This is a genomic window from Millionella massiliensis (assembly GCF_900104655.1).
Classification (GTDB): domain Bacteria; phylum Bacteroidota; class Bacteroidia; order Bacteroidales; family Rikenellaceae; genus Rikenella; species Rikenella massiliensis.
In genome coordinates this window covers 596954-616584 of record NZ_FNWD01000002.1, presented here as the reverse complement: position 1 = coordinate 616584, position 19631 = coordinate 596954, and the positions used below count along the sequence as shown (strand labels likewise).

13 protein-coding genes and 1 other RNA gene are annotated in these 19631 nt (G+C 57.5%); 7 read left to right on the top strand and 7 right to left on the bottom strand.

The genetic code is table 11. The features are described from left to right. Window positions 1-1230, bottom strand: a complete 1230-nt coding sequence (locus BQ5379_RS02630; protein ID WP_071134002.1) for a S41 family peptidase — start codon at window positions 1228-1230, stop codon at window positions 1-3. Between the two features lie 7 nt (window positions 1231-1237). After that, complete coding sequence (locus tag BQ5379_RS02625; protein ID WP_083377540.1) at window positions 1238-2005, bottom strand: porin family protein; 768 nt, start codon at window positions 2003-2005, stop codon at window positions 1238-1240. Between the two features lie 150 nt (window positions 2006-2155). Between BQ5379_RS02625 and nadB the strand changes: the two genes are divergently transcribed. Continuing rightward, the gene (gene nadB / locus BQ5379_RS02620) at window positions 2156-3730 is read left to right on the top strand and encodes an L-aspartate oxidase (protein ID WP_071134001.1); all 1575 of its coding nucleotides are present in this window, start codon (window positions 2156-2158) and stop codon (window positions 3728-3730) included. A gap of 74 nt (window positions 3731-3804) precedes the next feature. Here the strand turns inward: nadB and BQ5379_RS02615 are convergent, their stop codons facing one another. The 4 genes from BQ5379_RS02615 to BQ5379_RS02600 form a co-directional block, all read right to left on the bottom strand. Next, window positions 3805-5115, bottom strand: a complete 1311-nt coding sequence (locus BQ5379_RS02615; RefSeq protein WP_071134000.1) for a DUF4784 family protein — start codon at window positions 5113-5115, stop codon at window positions 3805-3807. A 366-nt stretch (window positions 5116-5481) separates the two neighbouring features. Then, window positions 5482-5963, bottom strand: an RNA gene (rnpB, locus tag BQ5379_RS02610) — RNase P RNA component class A. 164 nt (window positions 5964-6127) lie between these two features. Then, window positions 6128-6496 (bottom strand): DUF3795 domain-containing protein, encoded by a 369-nt coding sequence (locus BQ5379_RS02605; RefSeq protein WP_071133999.1) that lies wholly within the window; start codon window positions 6494-6496, stop codon window positions 6128-6130. Window positions 6497-6524: 28 nt separating this feature from the next. Beyond that, window positions 6525-7730, bottom strand: a complete 1206-nt coding sequence (locus BQ5379_RS02600) for a Smr/MutS family protein (protein ID WP_071133998.1) — start codon at window positions 7728-7730, stop codon at window positions 6525-6527. A 38-nt stretch (window positions 7731-7768) separates the two neighbouring features. On the opposite strand from BQ5379_RS02600, the gene BQ5379_RS02595 reads away from it, so the two are divergent. From BQ5379_RS02595 to BQ5379_RS02580, 4 genes are all read left to right on the top strand, one after another. Continuing rightward, window positions 7769-8989 (top strand): S-adenosylmethionine:tRNA ribosyltransferase-isomerase, encoded by a 1221-nt coding sequence (locus BQ5379_RS02595; protein WP_071133997.1) that lies wholly within the window; start codon window positions 7769-7771, stop codon window positions 8987-8989. A gap of 13 nt (window positions 8990-9002) precedes the next feature. After that, window positions 9003-10802 (top strand): YgiQ family radical SAM protein, encoded by a 1800-nt coding sequence (locus BQ5379_RS02590; protein ID WP_071133996.1) that lies wholly within the window; start codon window positions 9003-9005, stop codon window positions 10800-10802. Further along, window positions 10763-12367, top strand: coding sequence for a replicative DNA helicase (gene dnaB, locus BQ5379_RS02585; RefSeq protein WP_083377539.1), 1605 nt, complete (start codon window positions 10763-10765; stop codon window positions 12365-12367). Before BQ5379_RS02590 ends, dnaB begins: the two co-directional genes overlap by 40 nt. 91 nt (window positions 12368-12458) lie before the next feature. Continuing rightward, window positions 12459-14801 carry a glycoside hydrolase family 20 protein gene (locus BQ5379_RS02580; RefSeq protein WP_071133995.1) on the top strand — a complete coding sequence of 781 codons (2343 nt, stop codon included), beginning with the start codon at window positions 12459-12461 and terminating at the stop codon, window positions 14799-14801. Between the two features lie 509 nt (window positions 14802-15310). On the opposite strand, the gene BQ5379_RS02575 is transcribed toward BQ5379_RS02580, so the two are convergent. Continuing rightward, on the bottom strand, window positions 15311-17320 hold the full coding sequence (locus BQ5379_RS02575; RefSeq protein WP_235846022.1) for a glucosidase family protein: 2010 nt from the start codon (window positions 17318-17320) through the stop codon (window positions 15311-15313). A 246-nt stretch (window positions 17321-17566) separates the two neighbouring features. Between BQ5379_RS02575 and BQ5379_RS02570 the strand changes: the two genes are divergently transcribed. Together BQ5379_RS02570 and BQ5379_RS02565 are read left to right on the top strand one after the other, a co-directional pair. Then, window positions 17567-18361 (top strand): IclR family transcriptional regulator, encoded by a 795-nt coding sequence (locus BQ5379_RS02570; protein ID WP_071133993.1) that lies wholly within the window; start codon window positions 17567-17569, stop codon window positions 18359-18361. Window positions 18362-18404: 43 nt separating this feature from the next. Continuing rightward, complete coding sequence (locus BQ5379_RS02565) at window positions 18405-19598, top strand: iron-containing alcohol dehydrogenase (RefSeq protein WP_071133992.1); 1194 nt, start codon at window positions 18405-18407, stop codon at window positions 19596-19598. Window positions 19599-19631 lie beyond the last annotated feature (33 nt).

The window sequence follows — 19631 nt, the reverse complement described above, 5'->3', positions numbered from 1 at the left end:
TTATTTCCCCGTGCGGATGTACTCCAGGGCCCGTTCCAGTTGCAGGTCGACGCCGTTGGCCAACTGGGCCTCCATGGTCGCATCCTGCAGTACCTCGATGTCCGGTACGATGCCGACTCCTTCATGAATCTCGCCATGAATATCTTTGGTCATGGCCGTGGCGCAGTAGATGTTGACCGCCGCGTTGGAGACGGAACCATTATAGGAATAGAGGAAGTCGCCGGTCAGCGGACCCGTGCCGCCGAAGCTGCGTTCGCCGATGACGCATCCGTTGGGCAGGGCCGAAACGGCCATGGCTGTCAGTTCGGACATGCTGACCGAATAGAGGTTGGTCAGTACCACGATCGGAGCTTCTATTTTACGGTGTCGGGGTGCGGGATCTACCGTGGCGGGTACCCAGGGATCGTAGTCCAAACGTCCCAGACCGCTTTTGACCCGCGTGTAGGCAAAGTGCAGCGGGGAGTCAATCATGTAGGCGAGTAATTCGTTCATGTCGTCCAGGTAGCCTCCGCCGTTGTCGCGCACGTCGATGATAACGCCCCGGATGTCAGGAGTCTCGAGGATCAGCCGCTGGAAGTTGCGTAGGGCCTCTTCGGCCGGATTACCCGGGTTGTTTTCGATGGCGCCCGTAAATGAAAAAGAGGTAAAATGCAGATATATAACTCCGTCTATTCGATATGAGATGGCCAGTATGGAGTTTTCGCCCGAAGGGTCATTGTAGATTCCTACCACGTCGTCCGTGATGCGGCCGGCCTGCTTGTTGGCCTCGTACACCGTGCGCAGCGTGTTGTTGATCAGTTGCTTTTGGTGGGCATAATCACGGCTCTGGGCTTCCAGCATGCCGGGCGAAATGCGAAAGGCCGAGTCGGTCTCCGGATAGAAGGTGATGGTCAGGTGGTGGTCGATCAGCTCTTTGCACATTTCGGTGTACACCTCTTGGAGACGGTTCATGCGATCTTCGGTGGTGGGCAGTTCGGCCAGCTCGGTATCCAGACGTTTGAATACAGGCAGGTAGTGGTCATACACGGCGTCCCAGTCTGTGGGGTCGATATCCCAAAAGCCGTACGAGTTGTTCATCCCCTGCCAGAAGGCGAGGAAAACTTGCGAGGGGGTTCCGGTGTTTACCCGTATCTCGTTTGGGTTGGTGAGTTCGGGCGACTGACGCCGGCACGATACCGATGTCAGGGTGATGACGGTGGCGACAAGAATCAGGCGATATATGTGTTTCATGGCAAGTTTACTTGTTGAGTTTACCCAGGGTAATGACACATCCGATTTGCGTTGTGAAGGTCGTGTTGTAGCGTGGGATCAGGAATTTCATGTAGTTTTTCTGCATGTCGGTCAGCGCATAATAGCACCGCCCTTCGGCTTCGATGCGGATGCGGGGCGTTATGCGGTAGTAGAGACCGATCCCGCCGGCCAATCCGGCTTCGAAACGGTTGTCGCGGCGTGAATCGAACGGAACTTTTTCGTCAAACGGATACGGCAGGTCTCCGGTCTCGGGGTTGGAACCCATCAGTACGGCCGTAACTCCCTGTCGGTGGCTGGAGAGCCAGTAGCCGACATAACCGCCCAGGTGGAGGAACCCCCTCAGACGCTCGCCCCCGAACGAAAAGTGCGCCATCACGGGCAGTTGCAGGTAGTTGTTGCGTGTATCGGTGTAGATCCCTTCGTAATATCCCGTTCGGTAGGAGGACTGCCCTTTTTGCACAAAACTGAGTTCGGCACGCAGACCGAACCACGAACGAAAGTCGTACTGAACCGGAATGCCGATCGTAAAGCCGTTGTGCGGTTCGTAGCGTTGTTCGTCGGCATACTCCTGGCTGGTTGTGAGAATGTTGCGGGCGTAACCGCCGTTCAGTCCGACACTCCATTGGGCGGAGGCCTTCAGGGACGGGAGAAGGGTCAGAAGACTGACGAGCGAGCCAAGTACCAGATGGCTTGATGAACGGCGTCGCGCGGCGGGCCGTTCCGAGGTGTTGCAGTGTGGATTTAAGGTCGTCATACGGTGAAAAAATCTCCCGCAAAAATAGTTATCTCACATACAGAAACTCACGGCCGACGGAAGATTATCTGAAAAATATCGACCGATTTTCAGAATTTGTGTGTAACTTTACTCATTCAATTTCAGAACATCTTACCCAGCATAAATCTAATGAACAGAGATTGTGACTTTTTGGTGATCGGCTCCGGTATCGCAGGACTCAGTTTTGCCCTGAAGGTGGCCGACCATGGCCGGGTGCTGTTGGTGACGAAAAGTCGCCTGGACGACGCCAATACCTATCATGCACAGGGCGGTATCGCCAGTGTAACCTATGAACCCGATGACTTCGAACAGCATATCGAAGATACGATGATCTGCGGCTCGCACAAAAACAACCGCGAAGTCGTGGAATTGGTTGTCCGTAACGCTCCTGCCCAGATCCGACAGCTGATAGCCTGGGGCGTCGATTTCGACCGGGTCGCAGACGGCAGCCGTTATGAATTGGCGCGTGAAGGTGGCCATACCCATCACCGAATTCTCCACCATAAAGATTACACGGGAGCCGAGGTCGAAAACCGACTGATCGACCGGGTACGCGAACATCCCAATATCGAAATTCTGGAACGCCACTTTGCAGTCGACCTGCTTACGCAGCACCATTTGGGCAAACTCGTCAAACGGTCGATTCCCGGAACCGAATGCTACGGTGCCTATATCCTGAAACTCGACACACAGGAGGTGTTTACCGTGCGGGCCAAAGTTACCGTCCTGGCGACGGGCGGTACCGGGAACGTTTACCATACCACGACCAATCCGGCCGGTGCGACCGGTGACGGCATCGCCCTCGTTCACCGTGCCAAAGGGATTATCGAGAATATGGAGTTTATCCAGTTCCACCCCACTTCGCTCTACAATCCGGGCGAACGGCCTTCGTTCCTGATTTCTGAGGCCATCCGCGGATTCGGTGCTATTCTTCGGACCCAGGATGGAAAAGAGTTCATGCAGAAGTACCATCCGATGGGGTCGCTGGCGCCGCGTGACGTGGTGGCACGCAGCATCGACCATGAACTGAAGCTGCGCGGCGAAGAGTATGTCTATCTTGACGTGACCCATAAGGATCCGGAACTGACACGCGACCATTTCCCGAACATCAACAAGAAGTGTCTGTCGATCGGGATCGACATTACGAAAGATTTCATACCGGTGGTTCCGGCGGCCCACTACTGCTGCGGCGGGGTGAAGGTGGACATGAACGGTGAAACCTCCATCAAGCGACTCTATGCCATCGGGGAAACGGCTTCGACCGGTCTGCACGGTGCCAATCGTCTGGCATCCAATTCACTGATCGAGGCTGTGGTCTATGCCGAGCAGGCTGCACGGCATTCACTGTCGGTGATCGACAACCTGACCTGGCAGGACGGGCTGCCCGACTGGGACTACAAGGGCACCTCACATCCCGAAGAGATGGTGCTGATTACCCAGAGTGTCAAGGAGGTGCAGCAGATTATGTCGAACTATGTGGGGATCGTGCGGTCGAACATCCGTCTGGAACGGGCCATGCACCGTCTGCAGATCATCTACGAAGAGACCGAGCACCTCTACAAGCGTTCGACGCTGTCGAAAAACCTGTGCGAACTGCGAAACATGATCGCAGTCGGGTATCTGATCATCAAGCAGGCGCAGCAGATGAAAGAGAGTGTCGGGTTGCACTTCTCGCTGGACTACCCGATGCTATCTCAGTTCTAACGTATCGAACCCCAGAAACAGAGAAGGGATGGCAATCGTGCCATCCCTTCTCTGTTAATTGCGGTCAGCTTTCGTTAATATGCAAGCACCAAATCCCAGATTGTCTCATCCCAGGTGTATATTTTAGTGGCTGTGCGGGTGGTAAAATCCAAACCGTACAGGTCGGTACGGGTTGTCACGTCTTCCGTACCTTCTTCGACGTTTTCCCAGTAGCTCGGCCAGTAGAGCCGGTCGGTGGCTGCATCGTACTGCGGGGCATAGCAGTCCATCTCTTCCAATGTACAGAACGTTTCGGTTACGGTAAGGTTGGCCGGATCGAAAAGCTGGATGCGGCTGAAATAGGGAGCGGAACCGTCCGTCCCGGTATGTACGGTGAGGGTGGTGTACAGTTGTCCCTGCCGTTCAAAGAAATAGATGTCGCTCTCCGTATTGTCACTTTGTATCGTGTCGCCGGGGATGATGGCGGGTGAACTCAGGTCGAGAGCCAGGTAGCGGTATTCAGATTGATAGGTCTGTTGTTCGGTGATGGAGACGGCCATATAGATCGATTGTCCTTTGAGGTAGCTCCCCAGAATTTGGAATGAATAGTCGCCCGATACCTCGAAAGCACTTTTCCACGAGCCCAGGTCGAGGGTCTCGGTCAGCGCTCCCGTGGCTAGATTGATCGTGTAGATTCGGATGTGGTCGTCGTTTTCGTCCGGTTGCGCCAGCAGGGTCGGCTGACCGTCCTGCAAGTGGACAAAAAAGTCGATGTCGTCGGGCAAATCGAGCCGGGTGTAGGTGTTGGCGTTCAGATTAAGGATTCCCAGCCAGCTTTTCGTGACATACTTGTCACCGTCGTCCTGTGATGCTGACTCTTCGTCCCATTCGATGCTGTAAATCGTGTTTTTCGAAGCGTCATACACGTTGCGTCCGCTGAAACTGCAGTTGCCGGTTTCGACCAACGTGTTGAGCGCGTATGTCTGCTTGTCGATACCGTATACTCCGTCGGGTCCCAGTCCGTAGAGCTTGGCATCGGTCACGCTGCTGCTCTCGCCGATGGTGATGGCGCCGAGTTGCATCTCTTCGCTGCCGCGTTTGAGGATCAGGGTATATTCTCCCGGTGTTACGCCCTCCGGAACTGTAAAGGTGATCTGCGTGGAGGTCTGCGAGGTGATGGTGGCCTGGATATCTCCTCCGGTCGCTTTGACCGGCAGACGGAGCCAGATCTCGTCTGAGGCAGTGAAACCGGTACCGCTGATTGTGACGCTTGTCCCGGGGGTGAACTCTTCCGTAACGGGTGGTAAAACGGGGTCGGTAATCAGTGAAGGGGTGTCCTTGCTTTTGTCGTTGCAGCTGCTGAGCAGCGTGAGCCCGAGACTGAGCCATACGAATAGTTTTTTCATGGTGTTTTGTTTGTTTGGTGGAAAAATGAAGTCGCTGATTACAAACAAAAAGCGTGGGCTTTGAATCTTATTTGCTTTCCGAGGTCTTCGACTACCTGTGCAACCAAATAAGTAAAGCCCACGTGTCACCACGTGAGCGTTACCGCTTTACTCTTGGTTGCTTTTGGGAAAGTGTCGAAGTTTCGGAAAGCAAGAAGAAAAGCTAACGCTTCTTATGTATGTATCAATATTGTCTTGTCTGGTTTGTTATATCAAAGGGTATGGTTTTCGGGAGCAAGGTACGAATATCTTTGCAATCGCGCAAGGTGGTGAGGAGAAAGTAAAAAAACGGGGTTGCAATTTTCGATTGCAACCCCGCGTTGATGGGAACAAGCAAAGGGTATAAGCCGGGTTCTGTACTTTTCGAGGGGTGTCATTCCTGCTCCGGAGAACCGAAACAACCTGTCCCCCCCTTCAAGCCTCTGCCATTTATCCAGCCCGACGGTCTCCCGACGGATCGTCAGCAACCTACCCCCCGACTCGGACGGGCCGCCCTTCAGCCTCGCGCCCGGATCGAAACCCTTGCGCAGAGCAGCATCGGTGTACATGGTCTTGCAACCCGCAGTCCGTACGGCTGCCGACATTGCTGCCGGCACCGGTGGTCTCTTACACCACCTTTGCACCCTTGCCTGGCCGGTCTCACCCGTGGAGGGCGAGGCGCTCAGCTGCGGCGGTTGTTCTCTGTTACGGTGGCACGAACTTACGCCCGTCTGGCAGTTTCACCAGTGCGGTGCCCTGTGTTGCCCGGACTTTCCTCCCCTCCCGGTTCGCCCGTGGGCGCCGGGAGCAGCGGCAGAGCCCCCTTGCTTGTATTTCTCTTCAGTATATCGTTGTGCGTTTCTCGGTAAGGCTGCCTCGAAACGTCTGTACCTGCCCGGTATGCTCCCCCGCTCTGTTCTTGCTCTTGCCCGGTTTTGTGTCGACTGGCGGGCCGATGGCACAAAGGAGGAGCGTTCGGACCGGTGTATCGGTGCTATTTGCGGTTGGCCGGACGGTTGTAACTGCCGCTCTCGGCCATCTCGCGGGCAAAAGTTTCGGCCCCGACTTCGCGGATGCGGTCAATGCAGCCGAAACGGTCGGAACGGAAGATCAGACCGAAGATTTTACCCATCGTGTTATTGAACTTCCTGCAATCCCGGAGTGTCTTCGGAGCGTTACCTCCGTATTCGGTGCATTCGGCGCAACTGAGAATGTCGCGTTGCCGGCAGCAGTTCCGCAGGCTGCACCACTTCGCCTCTTTTCGGGGCGAGGAGCATCCAGGACATTTATGTTTCAGAAACGCTCGGCACGTGCCGCAATAGAGCCCGCATGCGGCGATCCACTGCTTGTCTGCTTCAGGCATACTGGGTGAGGTCGGTGGCGGTGAAACGTTATTTCAAAAATACCATGATCGCTCCGTAGCCGTATTCGGCGAACGAGGCATCCTGATAACGCAGACGCGCGTAGTTGCGTTTGAGCAGTTTTTCGATCTCGTAGCGCAGTTTGCCTTTTCCGACGCCGTGGATGAAGACGATCCGTTTCTGGTGACCGCTTTTGACGGCGCCGTCGAGGGCGACTGTGAAACGGGCCAGTTGTGCCTGCAGGATTTCGCCCGAACTCATGCCTTCGGTCGAGTCGAGGATGGCTTCGGCGTGAAGGTCAACCACCTCTTCGTCGCGGGTCGAACGTTTGTGGGCCGGAGCAGGTTTCGGGGCTGCCGGTTTGGCCGGTGTGGCCGGAATGACCGGAGCGGCGTTGTCGGAGAGTTCGTCCGAGGAGGCCAGAATGAACTCCAACGCCGGTGCGTCGAAGTAGTCGTTTTCGGTAAAATTAGAGGCCCGTACGAATTTCAGCGGGTGGAGCTCCAGGTCGAACGCTTCGACGGCTCTCGGAACGAATGCGGTCGGCTTATAGGGCAGCAGACTGATGTGCAGGGTCGATATTTCGGCCAGTTCGGCGCGGCGGTAGAGCTTGATTTTCTGTTTGGAATCGGCGTTCAGCGTACCGCTTTCGATGGTCCGCACGTAGGCCCCTGCGGCGCGTTGTTCGCGGCGGGCGATGTTGAAAAAGAGCGTGTAGCTGCTGTCGTTGACCAGCCATGCTTCGAGGTCGGCCGTTTCGGCCGGTTTGTCGGTGTCGGGAGCCGGTACGAAGAGCAGTTTAACCTGGTAGTCGGTCACTTCCCACGGTGCCTTTTCGGGGGCGGCGGGGGTGCGGTCGACCTGCTCCTCGGCGCTCTTGGCGAACGAACGGCGCAGTTTCGACAGGTCGATCGGTTCGTCGTCTTCGTAGTCGTCGGCCAGCGTCACCCGGCCGTAGTTGTTCAGTCCGCGCACGGTGGCTTTCTGCTTTCGCGGGGAACCGGCCGGTGCGGTGGCGGAGGCGGCGCCTCCGGCCGAAGGTTTGGGATCGCTGGGGCCGATCTTGACGATGGCCGCATTCTCTTCCTCGATCTCCACTTCCACTATATCGCTGATGAGTGCCGGAATTTCGAATCCGTCTTCCACTTCGACATAGGCGATGTTGCCCTTGATGGAGCGAACGATGCCGACGCCTGTGTCGGAGATGAATTTCACTCGGCTGCCTGCTTTAATCATTGTTTATCGTTAAATTTGCGCAAATTTAACTGTTTTTGATGGAGAAGGCAATAGACATTACGGAATTCGACTACCCGTTGCCTGACGAGCGGATCGCCCGTTTTCCGCTGGAGGATCGGGCCGCGTCCAAACTGCTGCTGTTCCGCGACGGAACCATCGGTGAGAGCGTTTTCCGAAACGTGGCCGACTATCTGCCGGCCGGTGCGATGGTCGTGTTCAACAATACGAAGGTGATCCGGGCACGCCTGTTGTTTCATAAGGCGACCGGGGCGCGAATCGAAATATTCTGCCTCGAACCCCATGAACCGGCCGATTACGAGCGGGCGTTTGCCGTGACGGGCAGTTGCCAGTGGCACTGCATTGTGGGGAATTCCAAAAAGTGGAAAGAGGGCCCGTTGCAGATCGAATACGACGGAGGGGTGTTGTCGGCCGAACGGCTCCCCGCGGGCGATGTGATCCGTTTCGCGTGGAGTTCGGAACATACTTTCGGACAGTTGCTGGAACTGTTGGGCCGTACGCCTATTCCGCCCTACCTGTGTCGCGAGAGCGAGGAGATCGATACGGTGCGTTATCAGACGGTCTATTCCCGGTGGGAAGGATCGGTGGCGGCGCCGACAGCAGGTCTCCATTTCACGCCGGAGATCATCGCTTCCTTGCCCGAGCGTGGTTTCGAGACGGCCGAGGTGACGCTCCACGTGGGGGCGGGTACCTTCCTGCCCGTGAAGGAAAAGGATGCGCGGAATCACCACATGCACACGGAGTTTTTCCAGGTCGAACTGGATACGCTGGAGCGGCTGGCCGCAGCCGCCGATGCCGGACGGATCGTGGCCGTCGGGACGACCTCCGTGCGGACGCTGGAGTCGCTGGCCGTGCTGGGTGAACGGGTGCTGCTCGGCGGAGATGCCGAACCGGAGTGCACTATCGGACAGTGGGAAGCCTACCGGAACGGGGCGACGGCCGAGAATGCCCCGTCGCCGCTGACAGCCTTGGCGGCATGGATGCGGGCACAGGGGATGACCCGGCTTCATTCGGCCACGGAGATCATGATTACGCCGGGCTACCGGTGGCGTACGCTCCGCGGGTTGATCACCAACTTCCACCAGCCCCAGAGCACCCTGTTGCTGCTGGTGTCGGCTCTGATCGGCGATCGTTGGCGGGAGGTCTACAAGTATGCGCTGGAGCACGGATTCCGATTCCTGAGCTACGGCGATTCGTCGCTGCTAATGCCCGAATCCGATATGCGTGCAACCGGAAAATGAAAGTGCTGTGAGCATGTCCGATATTCATTCTACGAATCGTTTTCTGCCGACGTCGGCCAAAGAGGTCGCCGCACGTGGCTGGGAGGAACTGGATGTGATCCTCTTCTCGGGTGATGCCTATGTCGATCACCCCGCTTTCGGGGCCGCCGTTATCGGTCGGCTGCTCGAGGCCGAGGGGTATCGTGTGGCGATCGTGCCCCAGCCCAACTGGCGTGACGATCTGCGGGACTTCCGCAAACTCGGCAAACCGCGCCTCTTTTTCGGAGTTACGGCCGGAGCGATGGATTCGATGGTTAACCACTATACCGCCACGCGGCGGTTGCGTTCCGACGATGCCTATACTCCCGGAGGCCGGGCCGGACAACGACCCGACTATCCGACGATTGTATATACCCGGATTCTGAAACAGCTGTATCCCGGGGTTCCGGTGATTGTGGGCGGTATCGAAGCCTCGCTGCGGCGACTGACCCACTACGACTACTGGCAGGACCGCTTACGGCCGTCGTTTCTGGTCGAGAGCGGTGCCGACCTGCTGACCTACGGCATGGGCGACCGCGTGATTGTCGAAATTGCACGGACGCTTCATAATGGATTTAACCTCAAACGGTTGTCCCGACTGGGGCAGGTGGCCTACCTGTCAGACCGGGTCCCCGAGGGGGCACTTCTCCTCCACTCCTACGAGGAGTGTGTGGAGTCGCCCGAAAAGTTCGGCGAGAATTTCACCCGCATCGAAACAGAATCCAATAAGATCGAAGCACAGGTGCTGGTCGAGAAGACCGGCGACCGCTACGTGGTGGTCAATCCACCCTACCCCTATTTGACGGAGGCCGAAATCGACCATAGTTTCGATTTGCCCTACACCCGTCTGCCCCATCCGCGTTACAACGGCAAGGGGGCGATCAGCGCTTATGAAATGATCAAACACTCGGTTAATATGCACCGAGGGTGCTTCGGCGGGTGCAGCTTCTGTACCATTTCGGCCCATCAGGGCAAGTTTATCAGCTCCCGCAGCGAAGCCTCCATCCTGCGTGAAGTGGAACAGATTACGCAGATGGCCGATTTTCGCGGCAATCTCTCCGACATTGGCGGCCCGTCGGCCAACATGTACCGAATGGCGGGACGTAATCGGACTGCGTGTGCCAAGTGCAGCCGACCCTCTTGCATATTCCCGAAAGTTTGTCCAAATTTGAACAACGACCACCGTCCTCTGCTGGAGCTTTACCGCAAGATCCGGGGCATGAAGGGAATTCGGCACGCCTATATCGGGAGCGGTATCCGTTACGACCTGTTCGACGACTCGCCCTACCTGGACGAAGTGGTCAAATACCACACCAGCGGGCGGCTCAAGGTAGCTCCGGAGCACACCTCCGACCGGGTGCTCACCCTGATGCGGAAGCCCTCGTTCCGGTTGTTCGAACAACTGAACGAGCGGTTTCGGAACATTTGCTCGCGCGAAGGACTGCCCTACCAGCTGATCCCCTACTTCATATCGAGCCATCCGGGGTGCACCGAAGCCGACATGAAACAACTGGCCGAGATTACGCGGCGGCTTCACTTCCGCCTCGAACAGGTCCAGGACCTCACGCCGACCCCCATGACGCTCAGCTCGGTGATGTTCTACACGGGGATGAATCCCTACACCGGCGAAAAACTCTACGTAGCCCGCACCCGTGAAGAGAAAGAGCGGCAGAAGGCCTACTTTTTCTGGTATAAGAAGCCCGCAGCCGACGGCAGCCGTTCGGCGTCGGGTCCCAAACGACGACACGAAAGACCATGGCAGAATACAAACAAGACCCGGAAGCCAAGAAAATAGCCACCCGACGTCAGAAGACGCAGGAGATAACGGCCGTGAGCCAGCAGATGGGCGTCACTCCGCCGCAGGCCGTCGAACTCGAAGAGGCCGTGCTCGGGGCGCTGATGCTCGAAAAACATGCCATCTTGGGGATTCAGGAGATTCTGGTCCCCGAATCGTTCTATCGTGAGGCCCATCAGATTATCTATCAGGCCATTCTCGACCTTTCGGCACGCATCGAACCCATCGACCTCTACACCGTCGGTCAGCAGTTGCAGAAAAAGGGGCAGCTGGCCATGGTCGGCGGACCGGCCTACCTGGCCGAACTGACCCAGAAAGTGGGTTCGGCCGCCCACCTGGAGTTCCACGCCAAGATCGTGGCGCAGAAATACGTCCAGCGTCAGTTGATTGCCGCCTCGACCGAGATTCAGAAGCAGTCGTTCGACGACTCGATCGACGTCGAAGAACTCATCAACCAGGCCGAGCAGGCCATCTTCGTGATTGCCGAAGGGAACATCCGGCGCGACGTCCAGAGTGCCCGCGACATTGTCAGCAAGGCGATCCAGAAGATCGAGGAGGCTTCGCAGAAACCTGACGGACTGAGCGGTATTCCGAGCGGATTTACCGACCTCGACCGGCTGACCCTCGGTTGGCAGCCCTCCGACCTGGTGATTATCGCGGCGCGTCCGGCGATGGGGAAAACCGCCTTCGTGCTGACCATGGCCCGCAACATTGCGGTCGACTATCAGAAAGCCGTGGCCATCTTCTCGCTCGAAATGAGCGCCGTGCAGCTGATGACCCGTCTGATTATCGGCGAATCGGGCCTCGACTCGCACAATATCAAGAACGGCCGTCTCTCGCCCGACGAGTGGAAACACCTCGAAAACGCCATCAAACCGCTGGCGGCCGCTCCGATGTTTATCGACGACACCCCTGCCCTCTCGATCTACGAGTTCCGGTCGAAGGTTCGACGCCTCAAGGCGCAGCACAACATCGAGCTGGTGATTATCGACTACCTGCAGCTGATGACCGTCGGCACGACCGACACGCGCGGAAACCGCGAACAGGAGGTGGCCACCATCTCGCGAACGCTCAAGGCAATTGCCAAAGAGTTGGACGTGCCGATTCTGGCCCTGTCGCAGTTGAGCCGTAACGTTGAGGCGCGCGGCGGAACGAAACGTCCCCAGCTCTCCGACCTGCGTGAGTCGGGGGCCATCGAACAGGATGCCGACATTGTGGCCTTCATCCACCGTCCCGAGTATTACGGCATGACAATGGACGAAGACGGCCAGCCGACGCAGGGGCTGGCCGAGATCATCGTGGCCAAGCACCGTAACGGGGCGGTCGATACGATCAAGCTTCGTTTCCGCAGCGAACAGGCGAAATTTGTCGATTGGGACGATACCGGTTTCGGCAGCGTGGCGGCGAACGATCCCAACGGATACAGCACTATTGTGTCGAGCGGTTTCGACAGCGATTTTGACTCGGCCGGACGGGTCGCTACGGCCGAAACAGCGGCGCGGGATCCCTTTGGAGGGGCGATGGGTGCTGCTTCGAGCGGATTCGAAAGCGAACCGCCGTTTTAATCGGTTGCTGTAATGAATGGTCGTCCTGGATTTTATCAGGTCCGGAGGGGCGGCCGTGGTATCGAAATGTAAATCTTTAACTATACACGCGATGAAAAGGACCCTGTTGATTTTATCGGTTGCGGCGCTGCTGACGGCATGTTCCGGCGGACGCAGAGCCGAAACCATCGCTATTATTCCGGTGCCGGTTCACATGACCACTGGCGAGGAGTGCTTTACGCTCGACAAGTCCACGGTTGTGACCTATCCGAAAGGGGACTCGATTCTGGCCCGTGCGGGAGAGGTGATGGCCGAAACACTCGGTGCTGCGGTCGGAACCACGCTGGAACTGACGTCGGTCGCCTCCTCCGAAGCGATCCGGCTGGAGCGTCCCGCTGACACCACCGGGTGGCATGCCGAAGGCTATACGCTCGAGGTGACCCCCGATGCGGTGACGGTCCGGGCCAACGATTATAATGGCGTTTTTTATGCCCTTCAGACGATCCTGCAACTGCTGCCGACCGAGGTGTACAGTGGGCGGGATAACGGAGCGGGTGCCTATGAGATTCCGGCCGTGACGGTCGAAGACTATCCCCGTTTCGGATGGCGCGGCATGCACCTCGACGTGAGCCGCCACTTCTTCCCGGTCGAATTTGTCAAACGCTACATCGATCTGCTGGCCATGCACAAATTCAACCGCTTCCACTGGCACCTGACCGACGATCAGGGGTGGCGCCTGGAGATCAAAAAGTACCCGCTGCTGACCGAAAAGTCGGCCTGGCGTGTCGATCGCGAAGCCGACGGCTGGGATACCAACCGGCCGCCCATGCCCGGCGAAAAGGCTACGTATGGCGGTTTTTATACGCAGGACGAAGTGCGCGACGTGGTGAAGTATGCCGAGGCGCGCGGCGTGACCGTTATTCCGGAGATCGAAATGCCGGGACACTCGAGCGAAGTGTTTGCCGCTTATCCATCACTTTCGTGCCTGGGTAAGGAGCAGTTCGTTACCCCCGGAGGTTATTTCCCGGACGACCTGGCCACCTGTTTCTGTGCTGGCAACGACTCCTCGTTCCTCTTCCTGCAAGGGGTGATTGACGAGGTGGTCGAGCTTTTCCCGAATGCACCCTATATCCATGTCGGAGGTGACGAAGTGGATATGAAGTTCTGGTCGCAGTGTCCCAAATGTCAGAAACGGATGAAGGAGTTGGGACTGAAGGATACCCACGAGTTGCAGAGCTACTTCATGCGCCGGATGGAGGAGTATATCAATTCCAAGGGGAAACGCATCATCGGCTGGGACGAGATTTTGCAGGGCGGATTGGCGCCGAATGCCACGGTGATGAGCTGGCGCGGTGAAACAGGCGGCATTCGGGCTGCTCAGATGGGGCACGATGTGGTGATGACGCCGGACAGTTACCTCTACTTCGATTTTTACCAGAACGACCCGCAGGTCGAACCGCGTGCGGCCGGAGGACTCTCCACCACCCAGCACGTATATAGCTACGAACCGGTGCCTGCGGCACTGTCGGCCGAAGAGGCCCGGCATATTCTCGGCGCGCAGGCCAACGTGTGGTGTGAGCACATTCCGGACGGGAAGCATGTCGAATACATGGTGCTGCCGCGTATGGCAGCCCTCTCCGAGGTGGTGTGGTCACCGCGCGAGAGCCGCGATTACGAGGATTTCGCGACCCGTCTCGAAACCCAGAACGATCGTTATCGGGCGATGGGTGCCAATTTCCACCCGGGGGCCGATCGGATCGTTGTCTCCACGGTTTACGATTCGGTCGAAGGTGCCTTTTTCATGACGCTGACCACCGATCTGTTTCGGGGCGAGGTGCATTATACCCTCGACGGCAGCGAACCGACGATGGAGTCGCCGGTGTACTGCGAAACGATCCGCATCGACTCGACCATGACCGTGCGGGCCATTGCGGGCAAGGATGGCCGTAGATTCTCCAAAGCAGTGACCGAACAGCGTATCGGATGGCACAAGGCAGCCGGCAAACGGGTGATCTATCACACGAAGCTGGGCTCGGCATATAAAGGTACACCGATTACGCTGGTGGACGGGTTGACCGGTTCGCTGGATGCCCGCAGCGGGCGTTATCAGGGATGCAACGGACAGGATTTCGACGTGGTGATCGATCTGGGCGAGAAAACGAAGTTTTCGGAGGTGACCGGATCGTTCCTGCAGGCTGCCAGCTCGTGGATCTACCTGCCCGAGGCAGTGACCGTGAGCCTCTCGGACGACGGAACGAATTTCACCGAGGTGGGGCGTGTCGAACGGCCGGAAGAGATGAGAGAGGTGGCTGAAGTTCGGTGCCCGTTCACCGTGCGAGGCGATTTCGAGGCCCGTTATGTGCGTGTGGTCGGGGTGAACGGTGTAACGCCTTCCGGAATGAAGGGGGCCGGGCAGAAAAACTGGCTCTTTATGGATGAGGTCTTTGTCCAGTAACGGCTGGTTCGGATGATATGCAGGAGCGGGATGAACCCAACGGTTTATCCCGCTCCTGCTTTTTGACGGGGTGAAAGCCTTGCTGTCTTGTCGGAAATGGAATGTCGGAATGCACCCGAAAGAATCGGAAGAGAGTTTGCCTGTTGACACCCATAATTCGGCGTATGGTCCTATGGGGATTACGTTCCTTCCGGGGCGCAGAATGCTTTTTGGGTAAAGACGAAAATTAGAACGCAAGTGAGGGGTGGTTTCAAACGATTGTTTGTATACGGTGTGGTTGTTTCGTGGCCGTGTCCTGCGGAAGTTGAGCGAAGCGGAGTGAAGCCGTTGTATTCAATACTCCGATATGGTTGGAATTCGGGCTGCGGAGTGGAAATGCAATCGGAAAGACCGACTGAAAGCGCGTTGTACAATAAAAAAGAGGCTGTAAGTGGAATTACAGCCTCTTTTTGTTGTGGAATTGTGGAGGAAATGTGTCCGGAATGCTTATGGGGTTGAGCGTCGCGGATTTATTTCAATCGAATTTCAGTCGTCGACCCCTCTGTGACGGTATGGGTTTGGTGTTTGCCGTCTTCGGCAACGGTGATTTTCAGTTTGCCGGCCGAGGCCCGTTCGACCGTGATGTCGAATTCCGAACCGAATGCCCCGATCTTTTTCAGGGCCATGCGATCCCATGCCTGGGGCAGACGCGGCGTGAGGGTGAAAGTGCGGAAACCGGTCGGACGGATGCCGAACAGCCCCTCGGTAATGATGCGTCCGTAGAGGCCACTCTCGGCCGAAAGGTGGCGTTGTTCGCCTTCGGGCCAAGCCTCGATCGCATAGGGCACGTGGTCGCCCAGCAGACGGGTCGTCGAGTAACGGTGCAGGTAGTCGGTCGCTTTCTCGGTGGCGCCGGCTGCATATACGCCGCGCAGGGCGTACAGTGTCGAGCGATCCCAGAAGGTTTCGCTGCCGGCCTGCGTCAGCAGACCGTTCTTGGTCCACAGACGCGGTGAGAAGAGAGCCTGAATGGTGCCTTCGGCCCGTTCGTGGATGCCTGCTACCAGCGGAATGCAGATCCAGGAACGCAGGACGTCGTTGCCTTTGTAGTAGGCGTAGGTATCGAATCCTTCGACCTTGGCACCGAAGTAGTTTTCGATGTTTCGGCGGAGCGTCTCGGCCTGTTGGCGATAGCTGCGGGCAATTTTGGCGCCTTTGTCTAACTCTTCGGCCAGGTAGGCTGCCGAAATCAGCGCATCGTAGTAGAGGGTCGAGGTGCAGAGGTTGGCGCTGCCGGCCGGGAAACGGTTTTCGAGTTCGTCAGTGTCTGAGTCCACTACCCCGTCGGCGTTCAGTTTGCGGTGGCAATACTCCAGACACCAGGTGATCAGCGGCCACAGGCTCTCGGCCTCTTCGGCATCGCCGCGGGCCAACACGTAGCGTGCTGCTCCGTAGGCAATCATGGCAGCATCGCCGCGGTCGCCGGCTCCGTTCCAGATGTCGAGCCCCTCGGCGATGATGGAGCTGGGGATCGGTTCCCAGCGGTCGTTCATGAAGCGGGCGAAGTGACGGTAGGAGTTGAGGGCCGACTGGTTGCCGTACTGGTAGCCGGTGAAGGGAAAGTAGGGATTGACATATTCGGCCTGGTCGTTGGCCCAGATGGCGGCGTAGTAGGATTCGCCGCCCGGACCGTGCATCGGGCCGCCCTGCGTTTCGTAGATGCTTTCACAGGCTCGGATTTTCGAAAAGGCGAACATCTGGTCGATCACCGGGTCGGGGGTCTCCAGTACCAGGTGGCTCATCCAGAAATCGACAGCTGCGGCGCGTTTGCTGCTTTCGGCCCGTGCGTCCAGCTCGATCGAAGGACTTTGGGCGGTGTGGGCCGTGAGGGAGGCTGCGAATTGCAGCGTATCGCCGGGTTGGAGGGTGAAGAAGCCGGAACGGTCGATGCGGCCTTCGATGGTGTAGCTCCCCTGGACGCCCTGGGCCGGATCGGTGCTGGCGGTAAACCGTTCGTCGGGAATTTCAACGGCCAGCGAGCTGTTGCCGGTGTTGACGATCCGGTAGCGTTCGACCAGCGCGGGTTGATCCGTCGAGGGGAAATATTGGCGGGTGAGCTTCCACGTTCCGAACGAGCCGTGGTCGAAGCGGCTTTCGACGGTCAGGTCGCCTTTGATCCGGATGGAGCGGACCTTTTCGCCGTCGAGGCTGCGGCCGTTGATGGTCACGCTGCTCAGCGGGTTCCAGTCGTAGCGGCGCATCAGGCTGGCGTGGGTGTTGTTCGGAATGGTCCGCAGCAACGGCCAAACCATACTCTTGTTGAGCCGGAAGGCTCCGTCGCTGTCCACTCCGTAGCGCAGGACGACCGATACGCGTTTCCCGCTCATTTCGATGTGGTCTTGATGGGGTGTTGAGTTGTCGATGTTCCAAACGATGCTGCTGTCCGGAGCGATTTGCCAGCGGGTTTTGGCGACGGCAGCCTCCTGGGACGATACGACGGCAAGGCCTGCGAGTAGCAGACCGGTTTTCAATAAATTCATGGGGTGTAGTCGGATGGGTTTATATGTTAGGTCAGTAAAAGTAATGATTCTCTGCTTATGGATCAAATGCGGTCCGGAGAATGTGGGGCGGTTGGGCTGTGCGACCTCTGCAAATGCTCATCGCGGCATCCTCTCCGGTGCTTCGGAGCGAATTTCGGGGGATTTTGCATCACGGAGGACAATCTTATCAGAAATTTCATACATTTGCAAATACAAAACCGAATATTCATATTTGAAACTTCTACCATGGACCAAGAGAATAGTATGACGGCCGAATTTAACTATACGATTCCGATGTTGAAAAAGGGATTCGATATGTTGGAACTCATGACGCAGTATCCGGAAGGGGTCACCATGCTGGAACTGACTCAGGCGATGGGGGTATCGAAAACGACGATCTATCGGCTGCTGGGTTCGCTGCACCAGATGGGCTACGTGAACAAAAACGAGACGAACGCGCGTTACTACCTGACCAAGAAATTGCTGTGCCTCGGGCTGAAGGCCCTGGGCGAAGCCAACCTGGTCGAACTGGCCCTGCCGGTGATGCAGGCTCTGCGGGACGAGATCCGTGAGAGTGTCATGCTGGGGGTGCTGATCAACAACCGCGTGGTGCTGCTGGAACAGGTGATCGGTTCACACAACTTTACCTTCCTGCTGCGTGCAGGCAACAGTTTCGACCTGCACTCTTCGGCGCCTGGCAAGGTGTTCCTGGCCTGCACGAAGGATCCCGTCCAGCAGGAACAGTTGCTGGATACCATCGATTTCCGGGTCTATAACGAGCGGACCATCGCTTCGCGCGAGGCGATGCTCGAGGAGATCGAACGGGTGCGTGCGGCGGGATATGCCGTCGATCGCGAGGAGGAGATGGCGGGTGTACACTGTGTGGCTACGCCAATCTACAATCAGTTCGGAATGTTGATTGCGGCGTTGTGGACCTCCGGTCCGTCGGGGCGTCTGCGTGAGGCTGATTTTCCGGCGACGGCGGCCAAATTGCAGGAGGCTTCCATGGCAATCTCTTCGAAACTGGGGTATGTGAAGTAGTCTAAATGGAAAAGTAATAGTTTAAGATAAATCGTAAGTCAAGATGAAAAACTTTGAGTATTACAATCCGGTCCGTGTGATTTTCGGAGCCGGCGAAGTCGAACGGTGCGGCAAGGAGGCTGCCAAACTGGGGACAAAGGTGTGTCTGGTCTCTTACAAGGAACTGGCCTTTCTAGCGCCGCTGATGGAGCGCATCGAACGGCTGTTGGCCGCCGAAGGTCTGTCGGTTTTTACCTTCTATGAAATCGAAGAGAATCCGGAGATTACGGTCGTTTCGGCCGGTGCGGATTTTTGCCGTGAGAAGGGGGTTGAACTGGTGATCGGTGTCGGTGGCGGGAGTGCCATGGATGCCGCCAAGGCCATTGCTGCCGGTGTGTACTACGAGGGTGACCTTTGGAATATGGTCTACAGCCGGCACAGTGTGGTGTCGGCCGTTCCGCCCGAACGTTCGCTGCCGACCATGATGATTCCGACGCTGCCGGCCACGGGGAGCGAAATGAACCTGTGTGCCGTGGTCAGCAACCGGGCTTTGCAGGAAAAGTCGTACATCTGGGCCCCCTGCCTCTATCCGAAAGTCTCGATCATCGACCCGGAACTGACCGTTTCGCTGCCCCCGTTCCAGACGGCCTGTGCCGCAGCCGATACGATTTCACACGTGTTGGAGATCTATCTGAACGGTGAGGATGACAGCGATCTGCAGCATTACTTCCAGGAGGGGGTGATGCGGACGGTCATTGATAACGTGGACAAGGTGCTGGCCGATCCGAAGAACATCTCGGCTCGTTCGCACCTGCAGTGGGCGGCAACTTGCGCCATCAACGGCTGGGCGTCGCCGGGCGATGCCTGGACCCCGATCCATCAGGTGGGTCACGTATTGACGGCCCTCTACCGGGTGCCCCACGGAGCTTCGCTGTCGATCCTGATGCCGGCCTGGATGGAGGTGATGGCACCGCGCAAACCGGAGATCTATGTCCGTTTTGCCACGAACGTGATGGGTGTTCAGCCCGCCGGCAAGACGCAGCAGGAGGTGATTGGCGAGGGGATCGCAGCCTTCCGGGCATTCCTGAAACGGATTGGTACCCCGTTGTCGCTGACCGATATGAAGGTAACGCAGCCCGATATTCCGCTGATTGTCCAAAATGTGGTGAAGGTCAGCTTCGGCAGCGATGGCTATCTGGCCTGCAACCCCCCGGTTTCGCAGGAGGATATTGCCCAGGTGCTGAGCCGGGTGTTGTAGCGGTTCCAAATTGCCGGATCCGGATGGCATGGG